Source organism: Desulfosediminicola flagellatus (assembly GCF_005116655.2).
GTDB lineage: Bacteria > Desulfobacterota > Desulfobulbia > Desulfobulbales > Desulfocapsaceae > Desulfopila > Desulfopila flagellata.
In genome coordinates, this window is record NZ_CP050698.1 from 1,029,574 (window position 1) to 1,046,650 (window position 17,077).

Consider the following 17,077-nt stretch of genomic DNA (forward strand, 5'->3'; position numbering starts at 1 on the left):
CGTGTGACAATGCTCTAAGTTTAAAACAAGAGAAAGGGGTAAAGTCTGCCTAAGACTCATTTGGCATTAGAATTTACAATAATCACTCTGAGGTGCATAAAAAAAGAAAGGGGCAAATCCGCTTTTGACCTTTGTAGTTCGGTTAGTAGTATTATTGTCAGGCTAGAAAAGCAAATCTCTGACAATAAACATGTGGAAAATCAGGGTGAAAAAATAGTTTTAAACCTCTGTAAGAGTCATGTAGAAACATGCCCCCTTCTTGTTGTATTAATGGGTGCCCCTTTCCTTTGTTATCTTCCCGTTCATTTGCATTAATTCTTAAAGGTGTGATTAAATGTAACCTAGTCTCTATGGTAATTGGAGGTGCAATGGAAATGATCAAAAGATTTTAAGGGGGGGGAATGTTTGCAAAGATGAGTATTAAGCTGAAACTGATGCTCAGCGTGGCATTGATTGTGGTGGTGATGATGAGTGTCTCTGTGACCATTAACACCCGTATATCATTTAATACAATCTATGATCGCATTCGGGCCAATGAAGCTCCTGCCACCGTCAATTACATCGCAGAGACTTTTGAGTCAAAAATCGGCAAGGCAATCAGTATCTCACAGCTTATTGCAGATAACCCTTTTCTGCTCCAGTGGCTTAGGAGTGGTGAAAGTGAGGATCAGAAGATTCCGGCCATGCAATTTTTGAAAGAAGTAAAAAAACAGGATGTCGATTTTGTGTTCATGGTGACAGCGGGTGAAAAAAACTATTATACCCACGATGGATTTTTTAAACAGCTCAGTAAGGAGAACCCAAGAGATAGTTGGTTTTTTTCCACTATAGATAAGGGCAAAAAGATTGATATCAACATTGATGTAGATGAGAAAACTGGTTTGTTGATGGCCTATATTAATATTCTCATGGGACCGGCAAATGCAGCTGTAGGCGTGGCTGGGTGTGGCATTAATCTTGAGCAGCTTTCCGAACAGCTTTCTGGTACACGTCTTACGGATAATAGCATCAGCTACCTCATCGGGGGGGATGGCGCGGTGAAGGCCCATCCCGACAAGGAACTTGTCAAAAGCGGAAAAAACATCAAGGAATTCAGTGATAATGAGTATCGGAGCAATGTTGCCGGGAAGATTCTTTCTGCCGAGGAAGGGGCATTGGATTATATCAATGATAAAGGAGAAGATATCTTTGTTATATATCGTAATATTCCAACTTCCGGGTGGAAGGTCGTTATGGAGATACCCACGAAGGAGCTTGGCAAGGGCTTGGGGAAGATTAAGCTGGTGGCCCTGGGGCTTATAGCAGGGTTTGTCGTGATTGTGGTTGTGGTTTTGAATTTTCTTCTCAATGTCGTTCTTAAATCGATACGAGAAACTGCTGCAACACTCAAGGATATTGCTGAGGGCGAGGGCGATCTCACCAAGAGGCTGAACGTTGCTTCCAAAGATGAAATTGGGGATCTCGCCAACTCCTTTAATTTGTTTATCGATAAGCTGCAGCAGATAATAAAAGAGGTCATTTCTCATAGCGGAAAGGTGGATGAGGCTTCTGCCAGTATGCTTGGGATCGCCAAAAATGTCTCTACTGAGACCGATTCGACCTCAAGGAAGACCAAGAACATAGCCGCTTCGGCTGAAGACGTGACTAGGGGGGTAAGCTCCGTCGCCATTGCTATGGAGGAGGCAAACGCAAATATCTCTATGATTGCCAGCAGTGTCGAGGAGATGACTGTAACAGTGAGTGAAATTAGCCAAAACACCTCAAAGGCCAGCACTATTTCACAAAGTGCGGTGGATACCTCCAAAACTACCTCAGACCAGATACGGGTTCTTGAAGAGTCAGCTAAGGAGATTGGGCGTGTAACAGAAGCTATTACCGAAATATCCGAACAGACTAATCTGCTCGCTCTCAATGCCACTATTGAGGCGGCAAGAGCTGGTGAGGCAGGAAAGGGATTTGCAATAGTTGCAACTGAAATTAAAGAGCTGGCAAATCAGACGGCTAAGGCTACTCTTGAAATAAAGAATAAAATATCTGGAATCCAGAATGCAACCAGCGATTCCATTGCGAATATTGAACAGATCACTACCATCATTTTTGACTTTAACGAATTGATTACCTCGGTTGCTGCGGCCATTGAGGAGCAGACCGCAACCACTCAGGAGATTTCAACGAATATATCCCAACTTTCTGATGGCGTTTCTGAGACAAACCAGAATCTCTCCAGGAGTTCTGTTTCAGTAGCTGATATTAGTACGGAGGCAGGTTCGGTTAGCGAGTCAGTATCAGGATTGGCCGAGAGCGGGATAGAGCTGTCTGAAAGTGCTGAGAAAATGGCAGACCTTGCTGCTGAATTAAAAGCCCTGATGAGATCGTTTAAAGTATAGAGCTTGGCCCTGTCTGCACTGTTCTCTTGTTTTTTGCTGGCCACAAATTTGGCACCTTTAGTCAGTCGAAGGTATATACCAAGAAGGGGTCAAGTTCGCTTTTGACTTTTGTCTTTCTGTAGTGCATAGCAAAGATCCTCCCTGACTATACGTAACTATTGATACCGATCATAATTGGCCTGGAAGAGTCAAAGGCAGACTTGACCACTTTTTTTTTCAGGATCTGCTGTTGAATACTAGCAGATCCTGAAAACTGTTATGACGATAACTGAGGTTAGTCAGCACCAATAGCTGACGGTGTATGGGGGGATGTATCTGATTGATGAAAATTATACCTGATGTAGATCGTATGTAAGCGTATATCTAGCATCTCCAACAATTCCGCGATCCCGTCGAAATGTATGAGTGAGAGTTGAGCGGTCTCCTCGAATGAGACCTCTCACATCAGATTCTCCCAATCGCAGCGTTCCAAAATGGTCATCTCGACGACGATCCGATTCTCGTAACTCAACTACAACGTCGTTTCTAAATTCAACCCTACTATTTATGTTCCTTGTCTGACCTGTACGCATACTGACCGGGCCCCATACTGTGGAGTTGTTAACCCTGAGATAAGGTTCATCTGTACGCTCCTGTGCGTCGTTACATCTGATAGATATGAGCTCAATTGTGTATGGCATATTACCCACCTCCTTGGTGCTAATTTTTTAGGTTGAAGGGAAATGCATTTCCCATCTAGCTGTGAATAGAAAGTGAATAGTTCTGTCTCTGCTTATCTGAAGAAATATGCAGGTACAATTCTCTGATATTGTTTCGTTATTGTAAGTCGACGTGTTGATGTCTGATCTTCAATGTGTATTACACAGAAAATAGGTCGTGGATATGCTGAGGTCAATGTGGTGGTTAGGTTTATCTGGGTATATTATCGTAGATTTTCATGAATTACATATGGGGGATATTCGAGAAAAATGTAATCGTTCTCTAAAGGGTATGTAGGAGGCGAATGGGGGGACACAAAGTGCGGCGGGAAGGGAGTAATGTGTAATATTTTCTCTTTTTTTATGCTGATTAATCGAGGAAATCGTGGGGGAATTTTATTTTGACACTAGCTATGTAACACATACACCAACAGCACAGGAGCGAAAAAGGACAAGCAAGATACTGACAGATCAGCGTTGACGGGACACTAGGGTAAATCGCATTTAGATTCATAAACAAGCCGTTCCCATAGCTTCTCTTTTGCCTCTTCATTTATGTTTTCAAATCTAGTACCAAAAAGTTCACCCTCGACCCAAATGACTTCTGCTTTTACCTCCAAAAAATCTATCAAATTTTCATGTTCCTTGAATTGTATTGAAATGGAAATGTTGTCATTAACCGCTGGAATTTGGCTATGTGTTTGTATCGCACAGCCACTGCTTGATATGTCGTACACAAAGCCATCGCCTTCCAGGCCATCTTTGCTGAATTTTATTGAATGTTGGTAAAGCACGAATCGCAAGCTGCCTCGCTTTTCAGAGTTTGAAAGTACCGTTTCAACCTCTTCCAGGCTTTGAAAGTGATCAGCTTTATAACCAGAAATATTTGACGTAAAATTAATCAACTGTTTGAGAATAACCTTATCTTCATCCACAACCCGAACCACTCTTCCGACCTTGTTTTCAATGAGGTAATTCGTAATTCTTCTAAATGTTGGAATCGCACTCAAAAAACCTATTGTACACTGCGAAAGGTCTGTTATTACGATGAATCCTGGGGCAAGGTCATTCACGCAAAACCTGATTTCCGTGTAGAGTTTATCAAGATTTTCTTTACTCAGCTTTCCGGCAATTGTTATATGCAGTCTGTTTTTGGCTATATTGGCAATAGCCTTTGGTGTCTTGACAGACATCCTTTTACACCTCTTTGATTTTACAGCATAAAAAGACATTCGATTATAAACAGTATAGTATCACAAGAGTTAAGAAAAGTGAAAGGGCCATAAGAAACTTCTACGATACTCTCGAATGTATCATAATGCTGGAGGGGGCTACCGCTGATCGGGGTTAGACTAAGTCAATGAATTAGATTTACGTATAAAAATGTACTTTGAAGTGGTCGTTTTGCCTTGGAAAGTTACTTTTTCACGCCGGAATCTCCCTTTTTAGGGTAGCTACTCTTTTTTGTTAGATTGTTGGTAGCCTTTATGGAATGCAAACTACCCATTATTGCTGAAAATGATAATCTGGCTGACTTCTGCTCATATGAAAAATCGTTGTTGCTTCAATAATTTTCTACTTTACTTGCAATAGCAGCAAGGCTATTGATACACTCTGTTGATTTTTCGAAATTCAAAATATCAAAAACATGAGAACAATCTCTATGAAAAATATATTTCCGTTTATTCTTGTTATATTTCTATTGTTTTCAGTTACACCATGTATGGCAGCTGAACAGAATGACGACGAATATTTCAATGAAGTTGTTAAGCTGTTTGAAAAGAATTGTAAGGAAAAGAGTAACTCCGAGTTTTTGAAATGTTTGGCTGAATACACGCCTGAAAAATGCAAAAGTCTTGTGTATGGAAGAGATAGGCTGGCATGGAAGGAGTGTATTTCATCATGTGGAAGTGCAAACATTTATAGCAAAACATTTGGTGAATGTTCCGACTAAAAGAGTGGTCACTTTTCTGTTGGATTTGTATTGCAGTATGGGGCGTTTTCTAAACCCATTATTTTCGATATTTTCCGCTGGGCACACCATCGACATAAATGCCTTCCAGATACGAGAGTTTTCTTGGCAGCTGTTTCACAGAACCCCTTGAAATAAGAAATGTTGCTTTTCGACCTACAGTTAATGCGCCAAGTTTTTCAAAACCGAAGAATCTGGCTCCGGTTTCTGAAGCACATCGGATGGTCTCTTCCAGTGAATAGCCAGCCTTGATAAACAGTTTCATCTCTTCTGCCATTGACTCGCCGTGGAGTATGCCAACACTACCCGCTCCGGTTCCTATTGCTGTTTTTACCCCCAATTGTTTTGCACGACGAAGTTGCATGAGGTGTTCGTTGAGCATTTTTTTCCAGAACGCTTCTGCTCCCGGGATTGGTTTACCCGGTGCGACATATCGCTGGGAAAATCGGCAACAGACATCTCCGCTGCTTCCTGAACTGTCCAAACCGTTCTTGGCCCGTAGCACGCTTGGAATCCATAGAACGTTCTTTTCAGCCATTTTCCTGAGATTCTCTTCACCCATCGCATAACCCTGTTCGATAGCGTCACATCCTGCGTCGAGTGCTTCTTTTACCTTTTGCTCGCCATTAGCAACAACGATTGCCTTTTTGCTGCCTTTTGTACTCAGAAGAGTATGTAGATTTGCCTGAGTAAGTACAGGTGAAGGCGCTACCTCATCTTCGATATTACTGGAGTAGTAGAGTTTAAGAAAATCACCGCTTGTGGTTTCGAGATCTACACGATCCTCATCGGTCAAGTCGGGAAGGGCGGGCGTTTGAATCTCAATGATATTTTCGTCTGCTATTCTCTTTTGAGAGAGTTTGAGCAGATCTGTTATCTCATCACAGTCAGCGACTCCCATCACTCCGTATGCATGACAGTAGCTGATGTGTTTTTCAAACAAGACTGCTTTTTGTGCTATCCCGGCTTCTTTATCAGCTAATCGCACCCGCATGTCGACTGAGGGTGACCTGGAAAGTGAAACACTACAGTCAATAAAAGCTGGCAGAAGAGTACAATGTGAGAAGTCATCGATTACTGCAGGGCTAGTGTCGGGTAAATCCGCTAAGGGACCAATAGCGGTAATGATGCCATCTTTGACAGCAATGAAGATATTTTTGTTTACGACTGTACTGCTACCGTCGATGAAGCTTCCTGCAACTATGTATCGAGTTTCGTCCATTATCTTTTGGTGTATTTATAGGTGATGGGGCTTGATTGAAGGGGATACTATGGAATGTGGAATGGTTGATCTTCGGGTCACACAATAATCTCTTCGCACACACTCACTACCGATTATTAAAAAAAATGTCTATTAGTTTGATTTTGATGCATCTGGAAAATTGTTGTCGTTTCAGTGGTTCTGCTCTTCATGTGCAATGGCAGCAAGGCTATTGATAAACTCTGTCGATTTTTCAAAATTTGAAACAAGCTTTGCTGGCGTTGCGGTAATACTTCCATACTGATCATTCAAGTACTCAGTGATAAATTGCTGGTGTAATAGAGCAGATTTGGCAAGCATCTGATGGGCATTTTGTCGATTAGACAATGGTAGCTGCCGTAGCTCGCTGCGGAATGAATTGTATTTATCTGTCGCTAGAAGCATCTTAACCATTGCTTTGAGGCCACCAGCATTTATATACGATTTAAAGCTGTTGAAGTCAGTGTCTGTTAGCTCTTCGGCACCACCCAACAGTTTAACTATCTTGAAAACTGCCGCCACGAGGCTGCTCTTTGCAATTCCTTCGAGAAATGGACGGTTGTTTTCGATTACCCTGCCTGTCAAAACCAACAGCCATTCATGATCTGTTTTTTCCTGATCAGGATGCATGGTATACAGCGGCAGTAACACATCTTGCTGCAGTTTGCTTATCTTTGAGTGAATGGTAAAGGGATTAATCATAAAGATTTTTTCTTTTAGGAGGCTGTGATGCTTCTTTATGTTGTCAGCAGGTAGTTATTATGTGTTTTTCATTTTTCACAATAAGCTGGACAGAGCAGTATATCAACAAAAGTATGCAAACGGCTCTTATACCTTGATTAAAGGTCTCGCCCGTATTTCACCATAATTCTGTAACACCGCTCCAGTAATTTCCACTCTAAAAAGTAAGATTTCGGTAATTTTATAGGAATCATTATTGACAAGTTCTGTGTAGTATATAGTTTCTCGTACATGAGGTTTTAAGCAGTGTATTTACAATCTTATCAAAAAGATGCAGTATCTACACAGCTGAGACTGTCTGGAATGACATACGACAGTATCTGATTTTGAAGATCTTTCATTTGGGTTGTTTCAATGTATACAAACCAAACGAGTTTATACTATAGGGACGATATATGAAAAGAAGAGATTGGCAAATTTCTTTGGTGCTGGTTGGGCTTTTACTGTTGCCGTTATCGGAAGTGCAGGCGCTCCCGCAGGGCGGCGACTTTTTGAAAATATTTAACGGGCCGGGAACCACGGGTGGTGGTGAATTTAATATCGACCTGAAGAACAATGGTATAGGAACAGATTATATTAGTTTTTGCCTTGAGAGAAGTGAGTATATCTCATTCGATACAGAATATGAGATCGATCATATAGTAGATTATGCAGAGTTGGGTGGTGGCGGGGCGGTCGATGGTAAAGATTATATCAGTGACGCTACCAAATGGCTTTATCACAATTATATGTTTGGTGATTATGTCTGGTCGAGAACGACAGGCGTTACAGCAGAAAAAGCCAACGCCGTCCAGAACACAATCTGGTTTCTCGAAGATGAGTTTACAGACACAGGTTGGGCAAATTTATCAATCTCAAAGCAGTCTTCGTATGATCTTTATAACATCGTTCAGGGACAAGGTGATTATTCGTTCAATGGTGTCGTTAAGGTCATTAATCTTGTAGATGCTTCTGGAAATCGTAAGCAGAGCCAGCTTATAGGTGAACCGGTTCCTGAACCTTCTACCATGTTACTGATGGGGGCTGGTATTGCAGGTCTTGCCGTGTATGCTCGCAAGAGGAAAAAGAAGTAATACTTAGTAATTAATATAGATGTTAAAAAGGCCGCTTCTCAGGAAGCGGCCTTTTTGCGTTTTTAGGAAATACTCTTCTGTGAATTCTGAGGGAGGGACTGGCTGCTGCAATTCGGGAAAGGGAAAGGGAGAAGGAGAGGAGCAGTTTGCAGTTTGACTCTTAAAGCAATTGGTCGTGCTCTCCTAAGGTTTGCCTGCAGAGTGAGGATTACTCTGTTGATAGAATCAGACAACTCATAGTTAGCATAACTTTACAGCGGGTAAAGATACAAAATAAGAGGGTATTGTTGGGGTATTCAGTTTATGATACCTCTATCTGCAGGGAGCTAAAACCACCACATAAATCCGGTGTTGTGAGGGGGGGAGCCGTGTAGGATTGATTGATGCGCTAATTAAACACAGCCTGCAAGCTACTGGTTAAAGTTTAAACCAAAAAAATTTTGTATGTGATCATGTTGAAGAGTGCACTAAATATTACCCTTTTGGCTTGTTGCTTATTGTTTTCCAATGATACTTTTGGGAACCCGACAGAACCATCCCGAACGACCTGTATGAATTGGCTCGACGAACAGGAGATGTCGTTATCTGCGGCTCAGAAGAATTTTACCATAGGCAAACGAAGTATTTGGGAAGAAAGCGAATATGCAGCTGAGAAACTCAAAGATTCTCATGATACCGCGTATTTCAACAAAGAAAACTTCACCTATATTTGGAATCGATGCAAAGATCATTTGCAGAATTTTACAAAGAAGGATGCTCAGCTCAAGGATCAACAATATGTTGACCTGGAAGACAGCACATTCTGCGCAATGGAAATAGTAGGTTTTACTCAGGAATTCAGTGGATTATCGAAGGCGATCGATGAATACAACAGAATGGTCAAGGATTTCGCCGAAACAGATAGGAGTATGGTGAGAATGACTGGAGATTATGTCCTGAGTATTTCAGACAGGGTCATGGAGAAGTTTTATACGATTGAACGTTTTTGTAGAAAGGATGCCACTGAAGTTAAAGAGATAAAGGAGCAGTTCTGGAATGCATATAATTCCAATCTCCAGGTTATAGATACATTTTTCAGTGAGAACTTCAGGGTCAAAGAAAAATAAGAGATATTTCCTTCTGACCCTGAATCACAGGTTGAATCGCTTCTTCAATATTTTTTCGGCAACTATAGCCTAAAAGTGAAATAGCCGACTACAGGTTACTGGCCGAAAGTTCGAACCTGCATTACCTGAACTGATGAAAGATCGGGGTTAAAACAGCCACGGTGCTGTCTGTTTACGATTCTGTTCATATTTTTTGATCTTGTCTGAATGCAGCAAGGTCATGCCGATGTCATCAAGCCCGTTGAGTAAACGATGACGACGATACTCCGCAATTGAAAATTCGATAGTCTTATCAGAGGGCGTGGTGATTGTTTGTGCTTCCAGATCTACTGTTAATGTGTAGCCGGATTCTTCTTTCACTTCCTCAAACAACTGATCTATTACCTCAGCATCCAGTGTAATTGCCAGCAGACCGTTATTAAGCGTGTTGCCATAAAATATATCGGCAAAGCTTGGGGCGATCACCACACGAAAACCATAATCGACCATCGCCCAGACCGCATGCTCGCGAGATGACCCACAACCATAGTTTTCACGCGCCAGCAGGATTTCAGCCCCCTGATAACGTTTTTTATTCAGGATGAAATCGCTATTAATGCGGCGTGTTGTATGATCCATGAATGGTTCACCCGGATCAAGGTAGCGCCAGTCATCAAAAAGGTTGGGGCCGAAACCTGTGCGGTTAATAGACTTAAGATATTGTTTGGGGATTATCGCATCTGTATCGACATTGGCGCGATCAAGAGGCAGGACCACACCGCATATTTTGGTAAAGGGTTGCATCGTTACTCCTTATTGTATGTTTTTTGTAAACCATAAATAAAAACATATGCTGCTCATCAACGTCTGTATCAGACAAGCTCCCGTACATCGACAAAGTGACCGGAAACTGCTGCCGCTGCAGCCATAGCCGGGCTGACCAGATGGGTGCGTCCTCCCTGCCCCTGTCGACCCTCAAAATTACGGTTGGAGGTTGAAGCGCAACGCTCGCCGGGTTCCAGTCGATCATCATTCATGGCAAGGCACATGGAGCATCCCGGCTCGCGCCATTCAAAACCGGCATCGGTGAATATGGTATCTAAACCTTCCTTTTCAGCCTGTTGTTTGACGAGGCCGGAGCCGGGAACAACAAGGGCAATCTTGATGTTGGCCGCAACCTTCTTGCCGCGTACCACATCAGCTGCAGCCCGCAGATCCTCAATTCGTCCATTAGTGCAGGAACCGATAAAGATCTTATCAAGAGGAATATCCCGAATAGCTGTGCCGGCTTTGAGACCCATATACTGTAGGGCATTGGTAATTCCATCGGCCTTGCCTTCATCAGTCTCGTCTGCCGGGTTCGGGACCACACTGTTGACTGATACAACCATCTCGGGGGAGGTTCCCCAGCTGACCTGCGGTTCAATCGCACTGGCGTCTATAGTAACTATTTCGTCAAAGCTGGCGTCTGGATCACTGTGTAACTCCTGCCATGCTGCGACGGCCTGATCCATCATTTCTCCCTTGGGAGAAAATGGGCGGTTTTGCACATAGGCAATAGTTTTATCGTCTACGCCGATGATACCTGATCGTGCTCCTGCCTCTATAGCCATGTTGCAGACAGTCATTCTGCCTTCCATGCTCAGATCGGTAACTGCATCTCCTGCAAATTCAATGACACAGCCGGTTCCACCTGCAGTGCCTATCTGACCAATGATTGCCAGGACCAGATCTTTAGCGGTTACGCCTGTACCAAGCTTACCTGTTACCGATACCAGCATGGATTTCGATTTTTTCAGCACCAGACATTGGGTGGCAAGTACGTGTTCGACTTCTGAAGTACCGATACCAAAGGCCAGCGCGCCAAATGCCCCGTGGGTTGACGTGTGCGAATCTCCACATACGACAGTCATGCCGGGCAGGGTGGCACCTTGCTCAGGCCCGATTACATGCACAACACCCTGGCGAATGTCAGTAAGTTTGAATTCTGTAATTCCAAAGGATGAGCAGTTGTCATCCAGTGTTTGCAATTGCAATTTTGATGCTGGATCTTTTATTGGCAATCCACGATTTGTGGTTGGTACGTTATGATCAGGTACTGCCAGAACTGTATCCCGTCGCCACGGTTCACGGTCTGCAAGTCGCAGACCCTCGAAGGCCTGGGGAGAAGTCACTTCATGGACAAGATGCCGATCAATATAGATCAGGCTGGTTCCGTCCTCGTTGCTATGCACCACATGTGCATCCCATAATTTGTCATACAGATTTTTAGCCATAGGTAATTCCTCCTTGTTAAAGATAGGAATAATGCTTTTTTAGATATAACTCAAATTCATTGTTTTCATGAATGCTATTCCATATTAGAATAGGCTGATGGATACGAATACTTTACAGGCATTTCTTGCCGTGGCGGATACCGGCTCTTTTTCGCTAGCAGCCGAACAGCTGTTTGTCACCCAGCCTGCAGTAAGTAAAAGGGTTGCAGCCCTTGAGGATGAACTGGCAACACGACTTTTCGAGCGACTTGGCAGGCGCGTGTTACTCACAGAGGCGGGGCAGACTCTGCTGCCGAAGGCGCGGCATATTCTTCTTGAGATGGCTGAAAGCAGACGGCTTATTGCAAATCTTTCAACAGATGTAAGCGGTAGTCTGCAGTTAGCTATCAGTCATCATGTAGGATTACACCGCTTACCGAATATTTTGCGCGAATATGGTCTTCGCTATCCAAAGGTGGAGTTTGATCTGCATTTTATGAACTCGGAAACCGGTTGTGAGGCTGTGGCAGCCGGGGATATCGAACTGGCGGTAGTAACTGTTCCTGAGACACCATTCGACAAGCTTATTGTAGATACCATTTGGGATGACCCTCTTATGTTTATGGTGAGCAGGAATCATCCGCTTGTGGATACAACAAAAGGTATTCGAAAATTTGAGGAGTATCCGGCTATCCTGCCTGAGAGGGGCACGGTTACCCGAAGAATGATAGAAAAGGTCCTTGAACCTTTTGAGCTCTCCTGGAAAATAGGAGTAGAAACCAATTATCTTGAGACAATTCGGATGCTGGTCTCGGTTGGGTTAGGCTGGAGCGTGTTGCCGCTCAGTATGCTGAGCGATGAGCTGGTTTGTATCGAAATTCAGGGTGTAAAATTTTTGCGCAAATTGGGTATGGTGACGCATCGAAATCGTAGTTTGTCGACAGCTGCCAGGGCATTTCAAGAGATGCTTTTAAGTGACTCTGAAGGACTAAGGGCTGAAGGACTAAGGACTGAGGACTAAGGACTAAGGACTAAGGACTAAGGGCTAAGGACTGAGGACTGAGGGTTAAGGACTGAGGACTGAGGACTGAGGGTTAAGGGCTAAGGGCTAAGGGCTAAGGACTGAGGACTGAGGGTTGAGGGCTGAGGGCTGAGGGTTAAGGACTGAGGGCTAAGGGCTAAGGGCTAAGGGCTGAGGGCTGAGGACTAAGGGCTGAGGACTGAGGGCTGAGGACTGAGGGCTGAGGGCTGAGGGTTGAGGGTTGAGGGCTGAGGGCTGAGGGTTGAGGGTTGAGGGCTGAGGGCTGAGGGCTGAGGGCTGAGGGCTGAGGGCTGAGGGCTAAGGGCTGAGGGCTAAGGGCTGAGGGCTGAGGACTAAGGGCTGAGGGTTGAGGGTTGAGGGCTGAGGGCTGAGGGGTAGGACTGAGGGCTGAAGGCTTAGAAGTGAGGAGTGAGGGCTGGGGCTCAGGAGTGGGGTGTTAGATGGACAACTTTTAACACCATATAATCTTGCTATTTGAAGGAGTTGCGCGTGGAGTCGAAGAGGAAAAAGCTGCTGGTCATTTATCATTCTCAGGGTGGCACCATGAAAATCATGGCCGACCGATTTGCCAAAGGGGCATCCAGAGAGGAAGACATTGAGGTTGTATATAAAAACGCAGCCGATGCCGATGTTGACGATCTCTTAGAGTGTAGTGGAATTGCTATAGGATCTCCTGAGTATTTCGGGACAATGGCCGGGATGATAAAAGATTTCTTTGATCGCACGTATGAAGCCGCAAAGGATAAGACTATAGGACTGCCGTTTGTTGTTTTTGTCTGCGCCGGTAATGACGGGCGGGGCGCTCTTGCGCAAATTGAGCGACTTGCTACCGCGTATAAATGGAAACAGGTGCAGGAGCACAGAAGGATTGTGGGGCACCCTGCAGAACAGGATCTACTTGATCTTGAGGAGTTAGGACAGACTCTTGCGGCAGGGATCGATTTTGGAATTTTCTGATTTATTTTGTTCGATCTCACTGATACGTATGTAATAGAAGGCAAGCCATGGAAAAAATGATCACCTTTCCTTCAGGGAATCTCGTTCTTGAAGGGCTCTATAATAAAGTCTCAGACACCCGAGCTGCTATAATTACCCATCCTCACCCGCTTTATGGCGGGGATATGTGCAATCCTGTGGTTGAATCGCTGATGCATAGCTTCAAACGGCAAAATTATACCACATTGAGGTTCAATTTCAGGGGGACTGGGGGAAGTGAAGGAACTTACGACGATGGCATCAGTGAGGGACAGGATGTGCTGGAGGCGATACGCTTTCTTGTTGATAGTGGTATAACGTCAATTCATCTTGCCGGGTATTCTTTTGGATCGTGGGTGCTTGCTCATATGGATGAGATTCCAGCCGTGGTTGTTGGGATGGTCTTTGTTTCGCCCCCGTTAGCATTGCTTCCATTCAAGGGAAATCGATCATTTCCGCTTCTAAAGCTCGTTATTACAGGAGAGGAGGACGAAATCGCTCCGGTCAAGCTGATCAGCGATTCTCTTGCCGGGTGGTACAGCGATGCACGCTTTGAAGTAATTGATTTTGCAGATCATTTTTATTTCGGCTGCTTTGAAGCATTAGAACAGGTAATGCATGAGTATCTGACAGGTTTTCAGTTGAGCTGAAGCTGATTTGTATTATGAATTGAACTCTTCTTGATAGTTGGTCGTTGTTTTCAAACAGAAGAGCCGTATTTCTACTGCTACACCGACTGCAGTTTTCAGTTTGTTGTGTTCTGCTTTACAACACTAGACTCTGCGGGTAAAAACAGCTGCGACGAGCATGTTGAAAGATTGTGCTTTACTACATCGCTCAATATGAAACGCATAGTTCCAGAATTTTATATATTTTCAGTACTAACCTTACTGTAGGAGATCCTCTTGGGCTTTCGGGAAATCACACTTCAACTCCCCACCGACTATAGCGACGATGTCTTGAAGGCAGACATTGCAAAACAGCTTGGCATTAGAGAATTTTCGTGGCAGATCGAAGGCAAGAGCCTCGACGCGCGAAAGAAAAGCAATATACACTGGTTGATGCGTGTTGGTGTTCTCTCTGATGAACTTAAGGGTGGCGAGCCGAATTCGTACCCTTCACTTGAGATTCCCTGGAAGCAGAGAAGTACCAAGGCTGTTGTTGTAGGGAGTGGGCCTGCTGGATTTTTTGCGGCGCTGATTTTACAAAAAGCCGGATTTCAAACCATACTCATTGAACGTGGTTCCAAGGTTGCCAGACGCATTGACAGCATCCAGAAATTTGAAAGTACGGGTGCTTTTGATCCAATAAACAACTATGCATTTGGTGAAGGCGGGGCTGGAACGTTTTCTGACGGCAAGCTCACTTCCAGAACGAAAAAGATTGCCCGCGAAAAACAGTTTATCCTCTCGAGTTATGTTCGTGCTGGAGGCCCAAAGGAGATCGAATACCTGGCTCACCCTCATCTCGGTACCGATAATCTCAGAAGAATTGTTTTGAACCTGAGAAATGAATTTGAAGACTTGGGCGGAGAAATGCGGTTTGAAACTGAACTGACAGATTTACGCATTGATTCTGGAAAGGTCGTCGCTGCAGTTACATCGGCTGGAGAGATTCCCGCAGATGTGGTTGTTATTGCCCCCGGACATTCGGCCCATGAAACATATCGGATGCTGATCAACAACAACGTTCAGTTCCGGACCAAGAATTTTGCCATAGGCTGCCGGATTGAACATCCGCAGGAACTGATCAATACAGCCCAATGGGGCAAGGCGGAGCTACCAGGAGTCAAAGCAGCTGAATATCGGCTTACTGCAAAAGGAGATGGTTGTCTGCCTGTTTACACTTTCTGTATGTGTCCTGGCGGTATCGTTGTACCGGCTGCAGCCTATGAGAATACCAATATTGTAAACGGAATGAGTCGCTACAAGCGAAACGGCCGGTTTGCCAATGCTGCCTGTGTGGCAGGGTGTAATCTAAATTCGTTACTCGGAAGAGCTGTTGAACCACTCGAAGCCCTTGACTGGCTAGGTGATCTGGAACAAAAGTTTTATGAATATTCAAACGGCTATCAAGCACCTTTCTCTACAATATCGGGCTTTATTAATAAAAGAGAGCCGTCTCAATCTGTTGAGTCCAGCTATCCTTTAGGCCTTATCTCTGCACCCTTATGGGATCTGCTGCCAGGCGAGATCAGTCGTTCAGTTTCTTTGGGCTTAGCACAGTTCAATAAAAAACTTAGAGGTTTTGGGAGCGGAACTATTCTTGGACTTGAGAGTAAGACGTCATCGCCTGTGCAGGTGCTACGAGATGACGAGAGACGCTGCCAGGGGTTTTCCAATCTGTATCTGGCCGGTGAAGGTTCCGGTTGGTCTGGCGGCATAATTTCGAGCGGTGTTGACGGAATACGGACAGCTATGGCAATTATCCAGCAGGCATCCTGAAGGAGAACCATTGTATTTTGTAAGCAAATCCAAAGAGGGAAAAAACTCTTTGGATTTGCTTTGATGTATCGTATAGCCACTTCCCATTTTCCACCTCCCACTTCTGAATCTCAATCTGAGCCAGTATAGAAGTTTGTAGCAGCCACCATTTCTTGAGTATTTGATTTACCTGAATGTGAGCTGTCAGTGTGCATTTTCACTACGAATCCTAACGTGTTGATGAATCTGTGAATTAATGGTATATGACTCTGGAAAGATGTCTGTATTGGAACATTCAGGCAGTTAGCCTATCATCTACGCATGTAGTGTAACCACGATTGCTTACTTTCAGGGCATCGCCCAAGTTTCGGTTAGGTGCGTTGATTTCATTCATCAGAAAGCTAAAGGAACTTTGCGCGTATGAAGAAAAAATATGCAGTAGCAGCTGTTGCTATGGCGAGTGTGATATTTGTGGGATTCCCACAACAGAGTAAAGCTGGTGAGACCCTTGGGGTAGGTGTTCACTTAGGAACTCTTGGCCCCGGAGCTGAGATAAGTTTTTCGGTTTTAGAAAATACACGGTTTCGTGTGGGATTAAATTACCTCGACTTCTCGCTGGACGGTGAGAGTAATGATGTCGACTATGATTTTGACACAAAACTCCGGTCGTTTTCATTACTGCTTGATTATCATCCTTTCAGCAGTGCATTCTTTTTGAGCGGTGGAGCATATATTAACAATAATGAAGTTGGTGTAGTAGGAACGTTTGACGCTGGTGAAGTTCCCGGTTCGTTGTCTCCGTATTTAGAGACAGCAAAAGTGCTTGCTGATGTAGGTTTCAATACCTTTGCCCCGTATTTCGGTATTGGATGGAGATCTAATAATGGAACTACCGGATGGGATATCGCGTGCAATTTTGGTGTCATGTTCCAGGGGGCTCCGGATGTAAAAAATATGCGTGTTGAAGGACCTATTGATGTGAATGGGATTAGTGATGTGCAGGATTATCTTGCCAACGAAGAGAAGGAAATCGAGGATGATCTGAGTTGGTTTGAATATTATCCTGTCGCTTCAGTGCAGTTCGTATACCATTTCTGATTGCCGGGAAGGGGCAATAGTATATCTGGTGCAAATTATAAAATTTGAGAGCTAACCTCATCAAGGCAGTGCATTTAAACAGACTTTG

General features: G+C 44.1%; 15 protein-coding genes. 9 read left to right on the plus strand and 6 right to left on the minus strand.

Features of this window, described 5'->3' with window-relative positions; translation table 11 throughout:
* Nucleotides 1-401 precede the first annotated feature (401 nt).
* Complete coding sequence (locus FCL46_RS04335) at nt 402-2,387, plus strand: methyl-accepting chemotaxis protein (RefSeq protein ID WP_136805154.1); 1,986 nt, start codon at nt 402-404, stop codon at nt 2,385-2,387.
* Nucleotides 2,388-2,716: 329 nt separating this feature from the next.
* On the opposite strand, the gene FCL46_RS04340 is transcribed toward FCL46_RS04335, so the two are convergent.
* Together FCL46_RS04340 and FCL46_RS04345 are read right to left on the minus strand one after the other, a co-directional pair.
* Nucleotides 2,717-3,067, minus strand: coding sequence for a hypothetical protein (locus FCL46_RS04340; protein ID WP_136805155.1), 351 nt, complete (start codon nt 3,065-3,067; stop codon nt 2,717-2,719).
* A gap of 506 nt (nt 3,068-3,573) precedes the next feature.
* Entirely contained in the window at nt 3,574-4,317 is a 744-nt protein-coding gene (locus FCL46_RS04345) for a PilZ domain-containing protein (protein WP_136805156.1), read from the minus strand.
* 431 nt (nt 4,318-4,748) lie between these two features.
* Between FCL46_RS04345 and FCL46_RS04350 the strand changes: the two genes are divergently transcribed.
* Nucleotides 4,749-5,039 carry a hypothetical protein gene (locus FCL46_RS04350; RefSeq protein ID WP_136805157.1) on the plus strand — a complete coding sequence of 97 codons (291 nt, stop codon included), beginning with the start codon at nt 4,749-4,751 and terminating at the stop codon, nt 5,037-5,039.
* A gap of 58 nt (nt 5,040-5,097) precedes the next feature.
* On the opposite strand, the gene FCL46_RS04355 is transcribed toward FCL46_RS04350, so the two are convergent.
* Together FCL46_RS04355 and FCL46_RS04360 are read right to left on the minus strand one after the other, a co-directional pair.
* Entirely contained in the window at nt 5,098-6,279 is a 1,182-nt protein-coding gene (locus FCL46_RS04355) for an amidohydrolase family protein (RefSeq protein WP_136805158.1), read from the minus strand.
* Nucleotides 6,280-6,450: 171 nt separating this feature from the next.
* The gene (locus tag FCL46_RS04360) at nt 6,451-6,999 is read right to left on the minus strand and encodes a hypothetical protein (protein ID WP_136805159.1); all 549 of its coding nucleotides are present in this window, start codon (nt 6,997-6,999) and stop codon (nt 6,451-6,453) included.
* A 434-nt stretch (nt 7,000-7,433) separates the two neighbouring features.
* Here FCL46_RS04360 and FCL46_RS04365 point away from each other — a divergent pair, with 434 nt between their 5' ends.
* Nucleotides 7,434-8,111 (plus strand): PEP-CTERM sorting domain-containing protein, encoded by a 678-nt coding sequence (locus FCL46_RS04365; RefSeq protein ID WP_136805160.1) that lies wholly within the window; start codon nt 7,434-7,436, stop codon nt 8,109-8,111.
* Between the two features lie 551 nt (nt 8,112-8,662).
* Entirely contained in the window at nt 8,663-9,217 is a 555-nt protein-coding gene (locus tag FCL46_RS04370) for a hypothetical protein (protein WP_136805161.1), read from the plus strand.
* Nucleotides 9,218-9,364: 147 nt separating this feature from the next.
* On the opposite strand, the gene leuD is transcribed toward FCL46_RS04370, so the two are convergent.
* A complete protein-coding gene (gene leuD / locus FCL46_RS04375; RefSeq protein ID WP_136805162.1) occupies nt 9,365-10,000 on the minus strand; it encodes a 3-isopropylmalate dehydratase small subunit in 636 nt (211 codons plus the stop codon).
* Between the two features lie 68 nt (nt 10,001-10,068).
* On the minus strand, nt 10,069-11,472 hold the full coding sequence (gene leuC, locus FCL46_RS04380; RefSeq protein WP_136805163.1) for a 3-isopropylmalate dehydratase large subunit: 1,404 nt from the start codon (nt 11,470-11,472) through the stop codon (nt 10,069-10,071).
* A 97-nt stretch (nt 11,473-11,569) separates the two neighbouring features.
* Here leuC and FCL46_RS04385 point away from each other — a divergent pair, with 97 nt between their 5' ends.
* From FCL46_RS04385 to FCL46_RS04405, 5 genes are all read left to right on the plus strand, one after another.
* A complete protein-coding gene (locus FCL46_RS04385) occupies nt 11,570-12,472 on the plus strand; it encodes a LysR family transcriptional regulator (RefSeq protein ID WP_136805164.1) in 903 nt (300 codons plus the stop codon).
* Between the two features lie 510 nt (nt 12,473-12,982).
* Entirely contained in the window at nt 12,983-13,450 is a 468-nt protein-coding gene (locus tag FCL46_RS04390) for a flavodoxin family protein (RefSeq protein ID WP_217909560.1), read from the plus strand.
* Between the two features lie 47 nt (nt 13,451-13,497).
* A complete protein-coding gene (locus FCL46_RS04395; protein ID WP_136805165.1) occupies nt 13,498-14,118 on the plus strand; it encodes an alpha/beta hydrolase in 621 nt (206 codons plus the stop codon).
* Between the two features lie 255 nt (nt 14,119-14,373).
* A complete protein-coding gene (locus FCL46_RS04400; protein WP_136805166.1) occupies nt 14,374-15,912 on the plus strand; it encodes an NAD(P)/FAD-dependent oxidoreductase in 1,539 nt (512 codons plus the stop codon).
* Nucleotides 15,913-16,311: 399 nt separating this feature from the next.
* On the plus strand, nt 16,312-16,989 hold the full coding sequence (locus FCL46_RS04405; protein ID WP_136805167.1) for a hypothetical protein: 678 nt from the start codon (nt 16,312-16,314) through the stop codon (nt 16,987-16,989).
* Nucleotides 16,990-17,077 lie beyond the last annotated feature (88 nt).